The sequence below is a fragment of the Pseudarthrobacter sp. DSP2-3-2b1 genome, assembly GCF_049895945.1.
Taxonomy (GTDB): Bacteria; Actinomycetota; Actinomycetes; order Actinomycetales; family Micrococcaceae; genus Arthrobacter.
Map to the genome: position 1 here is coordinate 48,683 of NZ_JAFCTI010000001.1, position 15,687 is coordinate 64,369.

At 66.8% G+C, this 15,687-nt stretch carries 15 protein-coding genes; 6 read left to right on the forward strand and 9 right to left on the reverse strand.

Features of this window, described 5'->3' with window-relative positions; translation table 11 throughout:
* Nucleotides 1–155: 155 nt before the first annotated feature.
* The 4 genes from ACP7AX_RS00145 to ACP7AX_RS00160 all read left to right on the forward strand — a co-directional run bounded on the left by ACP7AX_RS00145 (nt 156) and on the right by ACP7AX_RS00160 (nt 6,227).
* Nucleotides 156–1,631, forward strand: coding sequence for an MFS transporter (locus ACP7AX_RS00145; RefSeq protein ID WP_426224933.1), 1,476 nt, complete (start codon nt 156–158; stop codon nt 1,629–1,631).
* A gap of 1 nt (nt 1,632) precedes the next feature.
* On the forward strand, nt 1,633–3,870 hold the full coding sequence (locus ACP7AX_RS00150) for a molybdopterin oxidoreductase family protein (RefSeq protein WP_426224934.1): 2,238 nt from the start codon (nt 1,633–1,635) through the stop codon (nt 3,868–3,870).
* Complete coding sequence (locus ACP7AX_RS00155; RefSeq protein ID WP_426224935.1) at nt 3,867–5,426, forward strand: FAD-dependent oxidoreductase; 1,560 nt, start codon at nt 3,867–3,869, stop codon at nt 5,424–5,426. Before ACP7AX_RS00150 ends, ACP7AX_RS00155 begins: the two co-directional genes overlap by 4 nt.
* A 111-nt stretch (nt 5,427–5,537) precedes the next feature.
* Complete coding sequence (locus ACP7AX_RS00160) at nt 5,538–6,227, forward strand: hypothetical protein (protein WP_426224936.1); 690 nt, start codon at nt 5,538–5,540, stop codon at nt 6,225–6,227.
* On the opposite strand, the gene ACP7AX_RS00165 is transcribed toward ACP7AX_RS00160, so the two are convergent.
* From ACP7AX_RS00165 to ACP7AX_RS00195, 7 genes are all read right to left on the reverse strand, one after another.
* Nucleotides 6,212–6,766, reverse strand: coding sequence for a flavodoxin domain-containing protein (locus ACP7AX_RS00165; protein WP_426224937.1), 555 nt, complete (start codon nt 6,764–6,766; stop codon nt 6,212–6,214). The two genes, ACP7AX_RS00160 and ACP7AX_RS00165, sit on opposite strands and share 16 nt — an antisense overlap.
* Before the next feature lie 88 nt (nt 6,767–6,854).
* On the reverse strand, nt 6,855–7,040 hold the full coding sequence (locus tag ACP7AX_RS00170; protein WP_131682046.1) for a PspC domain-containing protein: 186 nt from the start codon (nt 7,038–7,040) through the stop codon (nt 6,855–6,857).
* An 80-nt stretch (nt 7,041–7,120) separates the two neighbouring features.
* The gene (locus ACP7AX_RS00175; RefSeq protein ID WP_426224938.1) at nt 7,121–7,492 is read right to left on the reverse strand and encodes a hypothetical protein; all 372 of its coding nucleotides are present in this window, start codon (nt 7,490–7,492) and stop codon (nt 7,121–7,123) included.
* Between the two features lie 97 nt (nt 7,493–7,589).
* Complete coding sequence (locus ACP7AX_RS00180) at nt 7,590–9,194, reverse strand: radical SAM protein (protein WP_426224939.1); 1,605 nt, start codon at nt 9,192–9,194, stop codon at nt 7,590–7,592.
* Between the two features lies 1 nt (nt 9,195).
* Complete coding sequence (locus ACP7AX_RS00185; protein WP_426224940.1) at nt 9,196–9,552, reverse strand: hypothetical protein; 357 nt, start codon at nt 9,550–9,552, stop codon at nt 9,196–9,198.
* Nucleotides 9,549–10,307, reverse strand: coding sequence for a prolipoprotein diacylglyceryl transferase (locus ACP7AX_RS00190; RefSeq protein ID WP_426224941.1), 759 nt, complete (start codon nt 10,305–10,307; stop codon nt 9,549–9,551). The genes ACP7AX_RS00185 and ACP7AX_RS00190 overlap by 4 nt, the downstream gene beginning before the upstream one ends.
* Before the next feature lie 39 nt (nt 10,308–10,346).
* Entirely contained in the window at nt 10,347–11,762 is a 1,416-nt protein-coding gene (locus tag ACP7AX_RS00195) for an NAD(P)H-quinone dehydrogenase (protein WP_131682047.1), read from the reverse strand.
* A gap of 80 nt (nt 11,763–11,842) precedes the next feature.
* Here ACP7AX_RS00195 and ACP7AX_RS00200 point away from each other — a divergent pair, with 80 nt between their 5' ends.
* Nucleotides 11,843–12,661 carry a purine-nucleoside phosphorylase gene (locus tag ACP7AX_RS00200; RefSeq protein ID WP_426224942.1) on the forward strand — a complete coding sequence of 273 codons (819 nt, stop codon included), beginning with the start codon at nt 11,843–11,845 and terminating at the stop codon, nt 12,659–12,661.
* Between the two features lie 12 nt (nt 12,662–12,673).
* Here ACP7AX_RS00200 and ACP7AX_RS00205 read toward each other — a convergent pair whose 3' ends face one another.
* The gene (locus tag ACP7AX_RS00205; protein WP_426224943.1) at nt 12,674–13,159 is read right to left on the reverse strand and encodes an RrF2 family transcriptional regulator; all 486 of its coding nucleotides are present in this window, start codon (nt 13,157–13,159) and stop codon (nt 12,674–12,676) included.
* Nucleotides 13,160–13,271: 112 nt separating this feature from the next.
* On the opposite strand from ACP7AX_RS00205, the gene ACP7AX_RS00210 reads away from it, so the two are divergent.
* Nucleotides 13,272–15,053 carry a phospho-sugar mutase gene (locus ACP7AX_RS00210; protein ID WP_426224944.1) on the forward strand — a complete coding sequence of 594 codons (1,782 nt, stop codon included), beginning with the start codon at nt 13,272–13,274 and terminating at the stop codon, nt 15,051–15,053.
* Nucleotides 15,054–15,062: 9 nt separating this feature from the next.
* Here ACP7AX_RS00210 and nirD read toward each other — a convergent pair whose 3' ends face one another.
* Nucleotides 15,063–15,455 carry a nitrite reductase small subunit NirD gene (gene nirD, locus ACP7AX_RS00215; protein WP_426224945.1) on the reverse strand — a complete coding sequence of 131 codons (393 nt, stop codon included), beginning with the start codon at nt 15,453–15,455 and terminating at the stop codon, nt 15,063–15,065.
* Between the last annotated feature and the right edge of the window lie 232 nt (nt 15,456–15,687).

Below are 15,687 nucleotides of genomic sequence, written 5' to 3' on the forward strand. Positions count from 1 at the left end.
ACCGTGATTTGTCTCACTTGATGGTCTCACACCGCCTCACGCCCCTTTTTTGCCGCCGATAGGCAAATGTCACAGCGCGTTAACAAACCGCGACGGTCCGCGAAACGCACCGTCTCTACCTTGGAAGAACAACATCCCCCAAGAGGAGGTACACCGTGACTGTTGATCGCAGCGCAGATGCCGGCACCGGCAATTCCGTAGATATAGACACCGACCCGTTGCACGAAGGCGTGTCCCCATCCGCCAGCGCACAGCCCGGCTCCACCCGTACAACTGACGCCGCCGCCCTGGAATTCCGCCCCGGCCGCTGGATCGCAAACTGGAACGCCGAGAACAAGGAGCAGTGGGAATCGGTTGGCCGCTCCATCGCCCGCCGCAACCTGAACTGGTCAATCTTCGCCGAATTCCTCGGCTTTGTGGTCTGGCAGCTCTGGTCCATCGTTGTGGTCCAGCTCCCCGCAGCCGGCTTCACCTTCACCACGTCGGAAATCTTCTGGCTGATCTCGATGCCCAGCCTGGTCGGCGCCACGCTCCGCATCCCCTACACCTTTATGGTTCCCCGCTTCGGCGGCCGGAACTGGACCATCGTGTCCGCGCTCCTCCTCCTGATCCCCGCCATCGGCCTGGGACTCTGCGTCTCCAACCCCGAAACCCCGTTCGGCGTCATGCTCTTCGTGGCAGCCCTGGCAGGCTTCGGCGGCGGCAACTTCGCCAGCTCGATGGCCAACATCACCTTCTTCTACCCGGCCCGCGAAAAGGGCTGGGCCCTGGGCCTGAACGCCGCCGGCGGCAACATGGGTGCCGCCGTCGCACAGCTCGCCGTCCCGATCGCGATCACCCTGCTCGCCGTGGGCAGCGTCAACCTGCCGATTGCCGGCTGGATGTGGGTCCCGTTCATCCTGATCGCCGCGTTCGGCGCCTGGAAGTACATGGACAACCTCACCAGCGCCAAGGGCGATGTGGCCGGCTCGGTCGCAGCCCTCAAGGAACCGCACCTGTGGATCATGGCTCTGCTCTACATCGGCACCTTCGGCTCCTTCATCGGCTTCGCCGGTGTGTTCCCGAAGCTCATCAAGGACTACTTCCCGGAATTCTCCTCCATCGGAGTCGGTACCGTGGCCCTGTCCCTCGCCTTCCTCGGCCCCCTGGTCGGTTCACTGGCCCGCCCCTACGGCGGACGCATGGCTGACCGCATGGGCGGCGCCCGCATGACCGTGGCCGCCTTCGCCGCCATGGCTGTCATCACCCTGACCATGATCTGGACCCTGCCGCTGAAAAACTTCTGGCTGTTCCTGGTCCTCTTCCTGATGCTCTTCACCGCCAGCGGCTTCGGCAACGGCGCAACCTACCGGATGATCCCCATCATCTTCGCCACCTCCAGCCGTGCAGCGAAGTCCGGTGCCAGCACCGTGGCAACCCAGCGGCTTGCTTCCTCCGCCCTCGGCCTCATCTCGGCCATCGGCGCCTACGGCGGATTCGTTATCCCGCAGGTCCTCAACGCCTCCAACACCGCCAGCGGCTCCTACACGCCGGCCTTCTACGGTTTCGTCGGCGCCTACGTGGTCATGCTGGTGGTCTGCTGGGCCTTCTACATCCGCAACGCCAACCGAAACGCGATGGGACACGTCTAACATGACCAAAAGCGCCGATACGCACTGCCCTTACTGCGCCCTGCAGTGCGCCATGACGCTCACGTCTCCAACGGGACTGGCCCCGGCTTCCGAGCCGGGGTCAGTCCCCGTGCCGGCCGAAACAGCTGAAACGGCTGCGCCGGGCACGGACTTTGCCGCCCCGGCGGCCCCCCTCCTGGAGGTCAGCGGCCGGGACTTCCCCACCAACCGCGGCGGCCTGTGCCGGAAGGGCTGGACCTCAGCCACACTCCTGAACCACCCGGGACGTGTCACCGAACCGCTCCTGAAGGGTACGGACGGCGTGCACCGTCCCATCGGCTGGGACCAGGCCCTCGCCCTGGTCACCACAGCCGTCAAGGAAACCCGGTCCCGCTACGGGAAGGACGCCGTCGGCGTTTTCGGCGGCGGCGGCCTGACCAACGAAAAGGCCTACATGCTGGGCAAGTTCGCCCGCCTGGCCCTCGGCACCTCACGGATCGATTACAACGGCCGGTTCTGCATGTCCTCCGCCGCGGCCGCCGGGATGCGCGCCTTCGGCCTGGACCGTGGCCTCCCCTTCCCGCTGGCGGACCTGGACAACGGCAGCACCATCATGATGCTCGGCTCCAACGTTGCCGAAACCATGCCCCCGTTTGTCCAGCACCTCAAAGGCGCCCGCGACGCCGGCGGCCTGATCGTGGTTGATCCCCGCCGCTCCGCAACGGCCGCTTTCACGGCCGACGGCGGCGGCATCCACCTCCAGCCCCTGCCGGGCACCGACCTCACCCTCCTGCTGGGCATCTCCCACGTGGTGGTCCACGAGGGCCTGGCCGATCACGCCTACATCACAGAGCGGACTGCCGGCTACGACGCCGTGGTCCGCAGCGTGAACTCCTTCTGGCCCGAACGCGTCCAGTCACTGACGGGCGTCCCCGCCGAACTGATCCGGGAAACCGCCCGCAGGCTGGCCGACGGCGCGCGCAAGGGCGGCAGCTACATCCTCACCGGCCGCGGCGTGGAACAGCACGTGGACGGCACCGACACCGCCACCGCAGCCATCAACCTCAGCCTGCTCCTGGGCCTGCCCGGCTCACTCCGCAGCGGCTACGGCACCCTGACCGGCCAGGGCAACGGCCAGGGCGGGCGCGAACACGGCCAGAAGGCCGATCAGCTCCCCGGCTACCGCAAGATCACCGATCCCGCTGCCCGCGCCCACATGGCCGGCGTCTGGGGCGTCCCGGAGGAAACCATCCCCGGCCCCGGCCTCCCCGCCGTCCAGCTGCTCAAGTCACTCGGACAGCCCGACGGCGTCCGGTGCCTTTTTGTGCACGCCTCCAACATTGCGGTGGCCTCCCCCGATGCCAACGCCGTCATCGCGGGCCTGCGCAGCCTGGACTTCCTGGTGGTCTGCGATTTCTTTATGTCCGAGACAGCTGCTGAAGCCGATCTCATCCTCCCGGTCCTCCAGTGGGCCGAAGAGGAAGGCACGCTGACCAACCTCGAGGGACGGGTCCTGCGCCGCCGCCGTGCGCTGCAGCCGCCCGCCGGTGCACGCAGCGAGCTGTGGATCATGGCGCGGCTGGCCGAAGCACTCGAAGCTCCCTCGACGTACAGCGAGGATCCGGAAACGGTCTTCGAGGAGCTGCGCCTCGCTTCCGCGGGCGGGCATGCTGACTACTCGGGCATCGATTACGCCATGCTGGACCGCGGGGAGGCCGCCTACTGGCCCTACCCCGCCGGCAGCACCGGCACGCCGCGGCTCTTCCTGGACGCGTTCGCGCACTCCGGCGGCAAAGCCGTCATGACCCCGGTGACGCCGCGCCGCCGTCGTACGCCCGCAGCTAATCCTGACCCCGCTGCCAAAACCATGACGCTCATCACCGGGCGCCTGCTGGAGCATTACCAGTCCGGCGCGCAGACCCGGCGGGTCTCCGAACTGCTCGCGTCCCAACCCGAGGCGAAGATGCAGATCCATCCGGCCGCCGCTGCAGGCATGGGGATCACCGAGGGTTCGTTCGTCTCGGTGGCCAATGAACGCGGCGAGGTGGTGTGCCGGGCCGAGCTCAGCACCGCCATCCGCCCGGAAACAGTCTTCCTGCCCTTCCATTTCCCGGAACTTGAAAGCGCCAACCGCCTCACCGAAGCGGCCACGGACCCCATCTCCGGGATGCCCGAGTTCAAGTTCAACAAGGTGTGGGTCCGGGCTGCCACAGCACCCCAGCTCCAGAACAACGTTCCCCAAATGACGGAGGCCTCATGAGCGAGCAAGTTGTCATTGTCGGTTTCGGCCCGGTAGCCGCCCGCCTGATCGACGAGCTGTTGCCCGCGGTCCGCGAAGGCCACGTCCAGCTCACGGTGGTCGGCGAGGAAACCGAGGCTGCCTACAACCGCGTCCTGGTGGCCGATCTCGGCGTGGGACGCACCACCGCGGAAGCGTTGGCCCTCTCCGACGCGGCGGAACTGGCAGCCGAGGGCGTTGATGTCCGGCTCGGCGTGCGTGTGCGCCGGGTTGACCGCGCCCGCCAGCAGGTGCTCCTCACGGACGGCAGCTCCGCCCACTACGAGCGGCTGGTCTTTGCCACCGGCTCCCGGCCGGTCATCCCCAACCTCACCGGCATCAACCCGGACCCGGCCTCCCCCGTGCTCCCGGCCGGCGTCACCGCGCTCCGCGACCTCGCCGACGCCGCCGTGCTCCGGCAGGCTGTCGACGGCGGCAAACGCGTGGTGGTGCTGGGCGGCGGTGTGCTCGGCCTGGAGACCGCCCTCGCGGCGGCCGAGGAAGGCGCCACTGTCACGGTGGTGCACAACGGCCCGCATCCCCTGGGACGGAACATCGACCGCGGCGGCGGCGCAGTCCTCGCGGCCGGTCTGCGCCGGTGCGGCGTCCGGATGGCCGGCAACGCCCGGTCAACGGGGGTGGAGCACAACGCGCCCGACGGCGGCTTCTCGGCCCTGCTGCTCGATGACGGTTCGGCGATTGACGGCGATCTCCTGGTCCTCTCGTGCGGCGTCCGTCCCCGGACCGAACTCGCTGAAGGCTGCGGCCTCTCCACCGGGACCGGGATCCTCGTGGACCACCGGCTCCGCGCCCACCACGAGCCGCACATATTCGCGATCGGCGACTGCGCTGAAGTCCGCTGCCCGGACCCCACGTGCGCCGAGTGCCGCTCCGCGAAGGGACCATCCGGCCTGGTGGGCCCGGGCTGGCGGCAGGCGGAATGGCTGGCCGAGTACCTCACACTGCTTGCCACCGGCACCCAGGAGAACGCGGACGCCCTGGCTGAGCTGCCCCAGGAACAGGCCGGCGTTATTGTCCTCAAGGCCCGGGGCCTGAACATGGCCGTGGCCGGCGACAACGCTGCCGAGCCCTGGGATGAGGAAGCACTGACCGCCGGAGCCGTGAACGGCCGCCCCCGTCTGCAGATCGCCCAGTGGGCTGACCCCGAGCACGGCCGCTACGTCAAGATGACCACCCGCGGCGGTGTGCTCGAAGGCCTGGTGGCAGTGGGCATGCCCCGGACGGCCGCCGAACTGGTGGGACTGTTCGAACGCAGTGCCGAACTGCCGGCCGACAGGTCTCTCCTGCTGCGCCTGGACGGCCCGGACCAGCCGGTTTCCGCCGGTGCCGTGGACCCGGAACGGACCGTCTGCCGGTGCGCCGGTGTCACCGGCACGAAGATCGCCGCTGCAGTGACCGACGGCTGCGGGACGGTGGCCGAAGTTTCGGGCGCCACACGCGCCGGGACCGGGTGCGGCGGCTGCCATGATGACATCAAGGGGCTCATCGAAAAACACTTTCAAGGGGCCGTCGCCTGAGCTGGCCTGACGGATGGCCTCTGGCGCGTCGCGTGGACGCCGGGCCCGTATGCGGGCGCGGGCGCGTAACGAAAGTCGGACCGGGAGCGTCCGGCGGGTAGCATCGGGGCCATGAGCGCCGACGACGACGACATCACCGACGAACTGCTGGCTGACGCCGGGAAGCTGACCGGGCTGGGCCTGGAACTGCTGGGCCTTGATCCCCACCCGGATGACATGACCCCGGAACAGCGCCTCCAGTTCGAGCCGGAGGACCTGGCCGAAATGGCGGCTGTCCCGCCCGAAGCCCGGCAAAAAGCCGTGAGCCAGACGCTCCTGCTGGCAGGGCTGCTCTGGAACTCGTCGGGCGTCCTGCTCGACCAGCTCTTCCGCGACCTTGGCACGCTCACCGGCCTGGAGGCCGTCACCCCGTCAGATATCGCAGGGTCTTCTGTGCTGTCCTCGCTGCCGCCCCGGTTTGCCTCCAGCTATGACGCGGCGTTCACCCAAAAGTTCATCGTCGTCTCCTCCGATGTCACGGCATCCCTGGGCCGCGGCTGGTCCACACCCGGCTGCCTTGCCGCCGAACTGGCAGTCCGCTGCCTGCTCGACCAGGCGGAAATCACCGAGGACATCTACGAACTGGACCTTCCGGAGGACTGGCGCGCGCGGGTTGAGGAAGTCCTGCTGGAGGATGCAGACAGCCAGGCGCTGTACTCAGAGGGTGCTGACGTTCATACCGACGACGGCGAACTCGGGTTTGAGCACTGGTTCAGGCCCTTGTCCCCCGGGGATGTTGTGCCGCCCTACGCCCGTTCCTGACCGGACGCGGCCGGAATTCCCGCGAGGAAATCCTCGGTGAACCGCTTCACGCCGTCCCATTCGGTGTAGACGTAATCGCGGGACGTATCGAGGTCCGTGGACCCCTTGTCCCGGACGATCTTCTTCATCATCTGGCGTTTGAGGAAGTTGTACTGGGTGTAAAGCAGGGCCCCGGCGAAGATCCCGACGTGGGCGGGATGCCAGCCGGTCTGTTCCTCGAATTCGGTGACGAAACCCTCAGCATCGTGTTCGTCGCTATGGGCTGCCAGGCTGACCGAGATCAGTGCGGACGGAAGCCGCTCCAGGCCGGCGCGGTTCTTCCGGACAAAATCAACCACATAGCCCTCGTGTTTGCCCATGTGGACCGAGGCTGCAACGATCACGGCGTCGTGTCCGCTGGGGATACTGCCGCCGCCGGAGTGCTTGAGGTCCACTGTTTCGGCCTCGTGTCCATGGGCACGGACCAGCTCGGCGATGTACTCAACGATCCGGGCTGTCTGCCCTTCAACGCTGCCATAGGGGATGTAGATGTTGGCCATGCTCCACTGTGGCCTGCAGGGCGGTGCCGAAGTAGGGCCGAACGTCCACGTCCTGAGGCAGAGACGGAAGTGTGGTGGTGCCGGAGGCTTACGCCGGGGCTTTGGGAATCATGATCCACAAGGCGATGTAGACCAACTCGCCGATCCCCACCACTCCGAAGATCACAAACCCCAGCCTGACCAGGAACTTCGGAATACCGAAGCGGGCAGAGAGCGCGGCGCACACGCCGGCGATGATTTTTCCGTTGCGCGGCCGCTCCAGTGCTGTACTCATGCCGCCACGCTACCTGATCAGGCCCACAACCGGCAGGTCGAAAGGCCCGGCGGCGGGTTCGGCGGAGAACACGCCCTGCTTCACCCCACCAAGCGCACCACCAACATGTAGATCCCCCACAACCCGGCAGCGAGCAGGATGCCCAGATAGGCCAGCACCAGCCTGGTGTCGCGGAGGTAGCAGTTCGATTTTGTGAGGCCCTTGCGGCGCGCCTTCCAGTAGCCGGCAAACCCGATGGCGGCGAAGACAGCCAGCGCCACCGGACCGGCTATCCAACCGAGCAAGGCAACGGTGGCGAAGATGCAGAGACGCAGCGGATCAAAGGGTGCCGCCGGATCTGGATCCTTCGCAGCGTCAGGTGCCAGGTGGTGCCCGGCTGCGTGTTTGGCGCGCATCAGCTGTGAGGGCAACGGCCCGTTGGCGATACGCCGGGCATCAGAAGCGGAACCCATCATTCCTCCTTTTTCGCTGGCTGACGCGATCCGCTGGCTGGCTCATACCTCGCTGGCTCATAACGCGCATCCGCCGGCTGGCTCCTACCTGGCGGATTCATACCTGGCGGAGCGGTAGAAGCCGCGTGCCCGTGGCCGTGCTCATCCGTTGCCTGGCCAGGGCAGGCCATGCCTGGACAGCGCAGAACGGGGCGCACTGGTGCCCGCCGTCGTCGCTCTTGGTTCCCACGTGGACGCAGCACTGGGTGAGCCGTTCCTCGATCATGGTCGAAATGTCCATGAACGGCTTGACCATGATGCGGGTGACCCGTTCGGCGAGGAGCCTGCGCAGCCGTTGTTGCTGGCCCGGGAGCTTGCCCGCTGCCAGGGTGGTGAGCGTGCCGATGCCGAGATCACACTGGGTGCAGATGTTCTTCCAAAGATCCATGGTCCGTGGGTGGGACAGCGAGGATTGCTCGCTCAGCAAATCCAGCAGCGAGGACTTCATGAGGTTGCGCAGCTCCAGCGGGATCGCGCTGTCAGCGATGCGGTTGGCGATGCTGTCAGGATTGAGTTCCAGCCAGGCCAGCAGCTGATCGTGCCCGATGAGGGCGGTCAGCGAACGCCAGACCCCGGAGTCGTCCTTCAGCATGTAGCCCACGGACGCGCAGTGCGGGTGCGAGCACGGGAGGGCCGTCAGATCGTGCCACGAGACCACCCCGCCGGTCTGCTCCGCGAGCCTATCCAGGACACCCGTGTGGGTAGGCCTGTCCCTGGCGTCGATGCCGTGACCCCGGCCTGAACCGAACACGGGCTGGAGCGCCACACCACCGACAAACGGGGTCTCCAAGGCCCGCATCACGACGGCGCCCACCTCGCCGTCGTTGACGCCCAGCGCCGCAGTCATCGTCAGGGTGGTGAAAACGCCGGCTTCGGACAGGCGCGCGATGGCGGCATCCTTGAAGCGGGTGAGATCTCCGCCGCGGTGGTGGATGGATGCTTCCTTCGACGGGCCGTCGTATTGGAGGTACACCTCCACCCGGTCCCGGTGTCCGGCCAGCAGGGCGAGCAAGTCGTCGTCGGTGGCGATCAGCATGCCGTTGGTGTTCACCATGATCCGGACGATCGGCCGGGAAACAAGCTCATCCAGGAGTTCGGCGAGGTGGGGGTAAAGCGTCGGCTCACCGCCGGAGAGCATCAGCACATCCAGCCGGCCGTTTTCGCGTGACAGCCGGGTGTCGATGTTGGCGAGCACCTCGCTGAGCGGGGCCACCCCCTGCAACTGGGGGCCGGAGGCGGTGAAGCACGTGGGGCAGCGCAGGTTGCAGTGCTCGATGATGTCCTGCAGGAGGATGCAGGTGTGCTGCGTCTGCATGGCGGGCAACCCGTATGCGTAAGCCTCCGGCACCTGGCGGTAGTTGTCCGCCTGATCCGGGATGTGTCGCTTGGTGGGCGCCTGCCACTTCTCCAGGTAACGCAGGATTTCCGGAGACTCGTCGTACAGCGTGCTGATCAGGCCGTGGTCCGGGCAGCCGCGTTCGAGCCAGACCCTGTCATCCCGGATCAGCAGGGCGCCGGAGAGCCGCCGCACCTGCGCGAGCGGCGGGTTGCTCTCGTGGCAGCGGGGACAGAACGCTGTGACGTACCGGTGGATGCGGTCCCCACGGAGCGGCTGGCCGGGACCGGGCAGCGCCTGCCGGGAAGAGAACGGTGACGGATTCATCTCAGACCTCGCCTCTCATCTGCGCGAGGAACGCGACGCAGACGCCGCCACCGGCCAGCGTGAAGATCCCCAGGCCAATCAGCATCCCGGTACCCCACCGGGATGTACTTGGCCTGACCGCCAGCACTATGGCTACCGCCAGATAGGCTGCGATGGGTAGGAGCGCTGCGGGCCCCGCGAGGAAGGTCCTGTACCCCTGGTCCGGAGCGATTCCCATTGTTGTCCCGAAATAAAGGGCGTAAAGCGCCAGCGCCCCCAACAGGATTCCCAGCACCATCGAGCCCCGCTTCGGTTCAGGCGGCTCCTGTTGCGGCTGTTCGAAGGGATCCCATGGCGTGCCGGGCTTGTCCTCGCTCATGCCGGTGTTCCTTCCAACTGCGGGCGGAGAGGTTTCCCGAAGACCCGCTGCATCCGCCAAAGCAGCAAGGGAAGAATCACCAGCAGGAACCACTGGGGGCGGCTCATCCCCAGCAGGATCACCTCGTTGCCCCGGACAAACTCGACTCCGAACCGGAACAGGGCGTAGGAGGTCACATAACAGATAAAGAGATCGCCAGGGCGGGGCAGGCGGTCACGAAAGCGCCACATCACGGCGAAGGCAGCAAGGTGGAACACCATCTCGTAGGCAAATGACGGGTGGAGGCCCACACCCGCCTGTGTGCCCAGCATTGCAGCCTGCACGGGGGTGAGTTCGATCCCCCAGGCTCCCCCGGTTTGCGTGCCCGGAAGTTCCGTCAGGAGGCAACCGGTCCGCCCGATGATCAGCGCCAGCGCCACTGCGGGTGCCAGCAGATCCCCGGTTGGCTCACGGTAGCCAGTGAGCCGCTTGCCCAGATGGACGCCGAGCCATGCGCCCACCAGCCCCGCGAGGATGCTTCGGTCTCCGTTTCCCCACCAGTCCGCGAGGGAGACCTGCCGGGATACGTCCCAGGTGAGGAGCCTTGAGCCGATGGCGCCGAAGGCAACAGCGAATCCTGCGATGGGCCAGAGCCGTGGATCGGTGAGGCCTCTGCGGCGCTTTTCGTAGGCGTAAAACAGCAGGGCTGCGAAGATTCCCAGCCCCACGAGGCCACCATGCACCAGCCCGTTTCCCGCAAAGGGAAGCCCGATCATGAGCAGAGTGTAGCAGTGGGCTGGTGCGGCCCTTCGGTGCTACATGTGGACGTGCAGGCGCCGGGCAGCTTCGGAGATGGAGCCGCTGAGCGACGGGTACACGGTGAAGGTGCTGGCGACGTCGTCCACGTGGAGTTTCTGCTTCACGGCGATGGAAATGGCGAAGATCAGCTCTGACGCGTTCGGTCCCACCACCACCCCGCCGATCACAGTGCCGGAGCCTTTGCGGGCGAAGATCTTGACGAAACCGTCCTTGTGGTTGCGCATCTTGGCGCGGGCGTTGCTCTTGAGCGACAACTTGATCACATCGCCCTGATACTTGCCGGAGTGGATCTCGTCCTCGGACACACCCACCGAGGCGATCTCCGGGGAGGTGAAGATGTTGGAGGCCACCTGATGCAACTTGAGGGGCATGACGCTGTCGCCCAGGAAGTGGGCGATCGCGATCCTGCCCTGCATCGCCGCCACGGAGGCAAGAGCCAGGACGCCGGTGCAGTCACCGGCGGCGTAGATGTTGGGCGCGGTGGTGCGGGAAACGCCGTCCACCTTGATGTGCCCGCTCTCCGTCAGTGCAACCCCGGCTTCTTCCAGGCCGATGCCTGCGGTGTTGGGGATGGAGCCCACGCAGACCAGGCAGTGGCTGCCGGTGACCTTGGACCCGTCGCCAAGGGTGACCACCACGCCGTCGTCCGTCCGTTCGACCGTTTCCGCCCGGGCACGGGACAAAACCCGGACGCCGCGGCGTTCGAAGACTTCCTCGAGCACCTCTGCGGCGTTGGTGTCGGAGCCGGGCAGCACGCGGTCCCGGCTGGAGATGAGGGTGACTTTGGAGCCCAGGCCGTTGTAGGCGGAGGCAAATTCGGCGCCGGTAACGCCGGAGCCCACCACGATGAGTTCCTCGGGGAGTTCGTCCAGATCGTAGATCTGGGCCCAGTTAAGGATGCGTTCGCCGTCCGGCCGGGCCGTGGGGAGTTCGCGGGGATGGGCGCCGACGGCCAGCAGGATGGTGTCCGCTTCCACCATTTCCGTCCCGTCCGCGGTGACCACTTCGATGGTGTGCGTGTCCACGAGCCGGCCGGAACCGATCACGATGCGGACGTTGTGCTGCTCCAGCCCGGACGAAATATCCCGGGACTGCTGGCGGGCCAGGCCCAGCAACCTGTCGTTGATGTGCTTCAGATCGGCGCGCATCACCGGCACGAAGTCGCCGCCGTCGACGTCGAACTTCACTCCCAGCTCCCCCGCCTCGCCGACGCGGGTCATCAGATCCGCCGTCGCGATCAGGGTTTTGGAAGGTACGACGTCGGTCAGTACCGCCGAGCCGCCCAGGCCGGCGCGTTCGATGATGGTGACCTGCGCTCCCAGGGAGGCTGCCACCATGGCGGCTTCGTATCCGCCGGGGCCACCTCCCAGGATTGCGATCCGGGGTGAGCTGAAATCAGGATGCGTAGTCACAATCAACCATTGTCTCCCATCGGCACCGGGACCACCACCCGAGGCTGGGCAGAGCGGCGGCAGCAGGATAGCTTGTACCAGTGAGTAATACAGACCTCCCCACCATTGACCCCTTCCTCGCCGCGCGCTCCGCGGCCGACTACATCGCCGAGGCGACCGGAGTGGCGAGCCACGACGTCGCCCTGGTCCTGGGCTCTGGCTGGGCCGAAGCCGCCGACCTCATCGGTGACACCACCGCCACCCTGGCCGCCGCCGATGTCCCTGGCTTCCATGCCCCGGCAGTGGAAGGACATACCGGGACCATCCGCTCAGTCCTGACCAAAGAGGGCAAACGCGCCCTGGTTCTGGGCGCACGGACCCACTACTACGAGGGCAAAGGGGTCCGCGCAGTGGTGCACGGCATCAGGGCCGCGGCAGCCGCAGGGTGCAAGACCCTGGTCCTCACCAACGGCTGCGGTGGCCTGAACGAAAGCTGGGCGCCGGGGACGCCGGTTCTCATCAAAGATCACATAAACCTCACCGCCACGTCCCCGCTGGAAGGCGCAACCTTCGTGGACCTGACAGATCTCTACAGCCCGCGCATCCGCGACCTGGCCCGCGAAGTGGATCCCTCACTGGACGAAGGGGTCTACGCCCAGTTCAGCGGACCGCACTATGAAACCCCTGCTGAAGTCCAGTACGCCAAGCGGATCGGGGCTGACCTGGTGGGCATGTCCACCGCCCTGGAAGCGATCGCAGGCCGCCACGCCGGTATGGAGGTGTTCGGCATTTCGCTGGTGACCAATCTGGCGGCGGGCATCAGCCCCCTGCCGCTGAGCCACCAGGAAGTCATCGAATCCGGCCACGCCGCCGGACCGCGGATCTCCAAACTGCTGGCCGGAATCATCGCCAAACTCTAGGACAGCGCGGGGTCAGGACCTGGGCCCGGTCAGGTGCTTGAGCGTGTCCCCCCGGGCCTCGGGGAACCGGCGTTCGATGGAGTGGGCGATCCCCGCGATGCTTTGCCGGGAAAGCTCCGTCCGCCAGGTAACCTCGGCGTGGCGCATCGCCTGCGAGATAAGGCACGTCCGCGCGTAGTCGGCGTCCATGCTCCCGCCCGGGGCGTCCCCGAGGATCCCCTCGCAGCGGAAGGCGTCCTCGTTTCCCTCGATGGCCAGGACCACGTCGAGGACCGAGATCTTCTCCGGGCGCCGGGCCAGCGAAAAACCGCCCCGCGGCCCGGACACCGAGGTCAGGATCCCCGCGCGCACCAATGCCTGGAGCTGCTTGTTCAGGTAGGCGGCCGGAAGTTTGTAGAACTCAGCCAGCCGTGCGCTGCTTACGGCCTCCCCCGGAGTCGTCCAGGACATGTTGACGCAGCTGTGCAGCCCCCACTCAACGCCCTGCCCCATTTTCATATTCGCGACGTTACTTGTCCAGAAATCCGGCTGTCAAGGATTTCGGCTTTCGCTATCCGTCCTTGAGTGTTCAAGGAACAGTTCCGCCGGCAATGACGATAGCGTGGGGACCATGACGTCCTCCGATGCCGAGTCCTTGTTCAGCCGAGCCCGCGAATGGGCCGCCAAAGACCCGGATCCTGTTACTTCCGCAGCCCTCGCCGATCTGCTGGGGCTGGCCGAGGACGGCTCCCCCGCCGCTGTGCAGGAGCTTACCGACAGTTTCAACGGGACGCTGCAGTTCGGCACCGCCGGCCTCCGGGCCGCCCTCGGGCCGGGACCGAACCGGATGAACCGTGTGGTGGTACGCCGCGCCGCCGCCGGGCTGACCGCATTCCTGGCAGCGGCCGTGGGTGAGGCTGCCCCCGGAACCCGGCCGCGCGCCGTCGTCGGCTACGACGCCCGCCACAACTCGGATGTCTTCGCCGAGGAAACGGCCGCCATCTTCACTGCTGCCGGGATCGATGCGTTCCTGATGCCTGCAGCGCTTCCCACCCCGCTGCTTGCCTACGCTGTGCGGGCGCTCGATTGCGACGGCGGCGTGATGGTCACGGCCAGCCACAATCCGCCGCAGGACAACGGCTACAAGGTGTACCTGGGCCGCCATGCCGTGGAGGAAAGCGGCCGGGGCGCGCAGATCGTTGCCCCCTACGACGCCATGATTGCCGCACGGATCGACGCTGTGGGCGCACTGGAATCCATCGCACTTGCAGCCGATGGCTGGACCGTCCTGGACCCGTCCATCGCGGCGGACTACAACCGCGCGGCGGCAGCGCTCGCCGATCCGTCCTGCTTTCCCGCCCGTGACCTGCGGATCGTCCTGACGCCGATGCACGGCGTGGGCGGTGAAACGGCCGTGGCAGTACTGAATGCTGCGGGCTTTGCGGAGGTCACCCTTGTGGCGGAGCAGGCCGAGCCGGATCCTGACTTTCCCACGGTGAACTTTCCCAACCCGGAGGAACCGGGCGCACTGGATCTCGCGCTGGAGACCGCAGCCCGGGTGGACGCAGACATCGTCCTGGCCAACGATCCCGACGCGGACCGCGCCGCCGTGGCGGCGAAGGATCCGGACACCGGTGCGTGGCGCATGCTGCGCGGCGATGAGGTCGGCGCCCTTCTGGGTGCGCACATTGTGGCCCGGCTGGCGGCAGGAGCTGCCGGGGGCGCAGGCGGGACCGGTTCAGCCGCCGCCCCCACGGCAGGCGCGGAAAAAGCCGGCGTCTTCGCCAACTCGATTGTTTCCTCGCGCCTGCTCGCCCGCATCGCCGCGGCCGCCGGGTACGCGCATGAGGAGACTCTGACCGGCTTCAAGTGGATTTCCCGGGTGCCCGGGCTGCTCTACGGCTATGAAGAAGCCCTCGGCTACTGCGTTGCGCCGGACCTGGTCCGGGACAAGGACGGGATCTCGGCGGCTGTCCTTATTGCCGAGCTTGCCGCTGCTGCAAAGGCTGAGGGGAAAACCGTCTTCGACACGCTCGATGAGCTCTACCTGCGGCACGGGCTTCACGCCAGCGACCAGCTAAGCATCCGGGTGGCGGACCTGGGCCTGCTCGATGCCATGATGAACCGGCTCCGGGTCAGCGCGCCCGAATCGTTCGGTTCCTCAGCCGTCGAAACCTTCGTGGACCTGGCAGAAGGGAGCGCGCATCTGCCGCCCACCGACGGCCTGCTGTATCTCACGAAGGACCACACCCGGGTGATCATCAGGCCCAGCGGCACCGAGCCCAAGCTCAAGTGCTACCTGGAAGTCCTGCGCCCGGTGGAATCAGCGGCTGAACTTCCCGAGGCGCGGCAGGCTGCACGTGCCGCGCTGGACAACGTACTCACAGATGTCCGTGAGGCGCTGGGTCTCTAGCGAAGCGGTTTAGGCCTCGACCTCGACGAACCCGTCCGAGATGCGGGTGCTGAATGTCTCAAGGCGTACGGCCGCGGTTCCGAAGCACTCACCCGTCTCGAGGTCGTAAACCTCTTTGTGCAGCGGGGAGGCAATGGTGGGCCGGGCGCCACGGGAGCCCAGAATGCCGCGGGCCATCACGTGGGCGCCGGTGGCCGGGTCCTGGTGGGCCACGGCGAAGACCTCCCTGGGGCCGGTCCGGAAGAGGGCCACCTGGCGGCCCGCGATCAGTGCGGCTTCGCCCCACGCCAGCTCAAGGTCCTCTACTGCGCAAACCCGGTGCCAGCCTGTTGCCAGTGCTGCAGCGTTTCCCGCGGTGTCAGCTTCGGTGGCGAGCGCCCCAAGTTCCAGTGTTGCCGTCATGTCCGGCTCCTCTCCACGTTTCGTGTCTGTTTTGCTGTGCATGCTGCTGATATTGCTGAATGCTGCCGGCCACCTCTGCGGCCGTACTACCAAACTAGGCATCGGGTGTTTCGATGGCGTGCGGTGAATGTGTCCGGCGCGTAAAAGAGAACTCACCCTGCCGGAAACGCGTTCGTGATGCAGAAGTTAAGGTGACGAAACAATTGGGAAACTGAAGCGAAACTGCAGCTGC

What these genes read in the sequence shown, in the direction of transcription:
- ACP7AX_RS00205 (WP_426224943.1), bottom strand. Translation starts at nt 13,159, where the DNA reads ATGAAAATGGGGCAGGGCGTTGAGTGGGGGCTGCACAGCTGCGTCAAC.
- ACP7AX_RS00160 (WP_426224936.1), top strand. Translation starts at nt 5,538, where the DNA reads ATGAGCGCCGACGACGACGACATCACCGACGAACTGCTGGCTGACGCC.
- ACP7AX_RS00180 (WP_426224939.1), bottom strand. Translation starts at nt 9,194, where the DNA reads ATGAATCCGTCACCGTTCTCTTCCCGGCAGGCGCTGCCCGGTCCCGGC.
- ACP7AX_RS00190 (WP_426224941.1), bottom strand. Translation starts at nt 10,307, where the DNA reads ATGATCGGGCTTCCCTTTGCGGGAAACGGGCTGGTGCATGGTGGCCTC.
- ACP7AX_RS00170 (WP_131682046.1), bottom strand. Translation starts at nt 7,040, where the DNA reads ATGAGTACAGCACTGGAGCGGCCGCGCAACGGAAAAATCATCGCCGGC.
- nirD (WP_426224945.1), bottom strand. Translation starts at nt 15,455, where the DNA reads ATGACGGCAACACTGGAACTTGGGGCGCTCGCCACCGAAGCTGACACC.
- ACP7AX_RS00185 (WP_426224940.1), bottom strand. Translation starts at nt 9,552, where the DNA reads ATGAGCGAGGACAAGCCCGGCACGCCATGGGATCCCTTCGAACAGCCG.
- ACP7AX_RS00175 (WP_426224938.1), bottom strand. Translation starts at nt 7,492, where the DNA reads ATGGGTTCCGCTTCTGATGCCCGGCGTATCGCCAACGGGCCGTTGCCC.
- ACP7AX_RS00210 (WP_426224944.1), top strand. Translation starts at nt 13,272, where the DNA reads ATGACGTCCTCCGATGCCGAGTCCTTGTTCAGCCGAGCCCGCGAATGG.
- ACP7AX_RS00155 (WP_426224935.1), top strand. Translation starts at nt 3,867, where the DNA reads ATGAGCGAGCAAGTTGTCATTGTCGGTTTCGGCCCGGTAGCCGCCCGC.
- ACP7AX_RS00165 (WP_426224937.1), bottom strand. Translation starts at nt 6,766, where the DNA reads ATGGCCAACATCTACATCCCCTATGGCAGCGTTGAAGGGCAGACAGCC.
- ACP7AX_RS00150 (WP_426224934.1), top strand. Translation starts at nt 1,633, where the DNA reads ATGACCAAAAGCGCCGATACGCACTGCCCTTACTGCGCCCTGCAGTGC.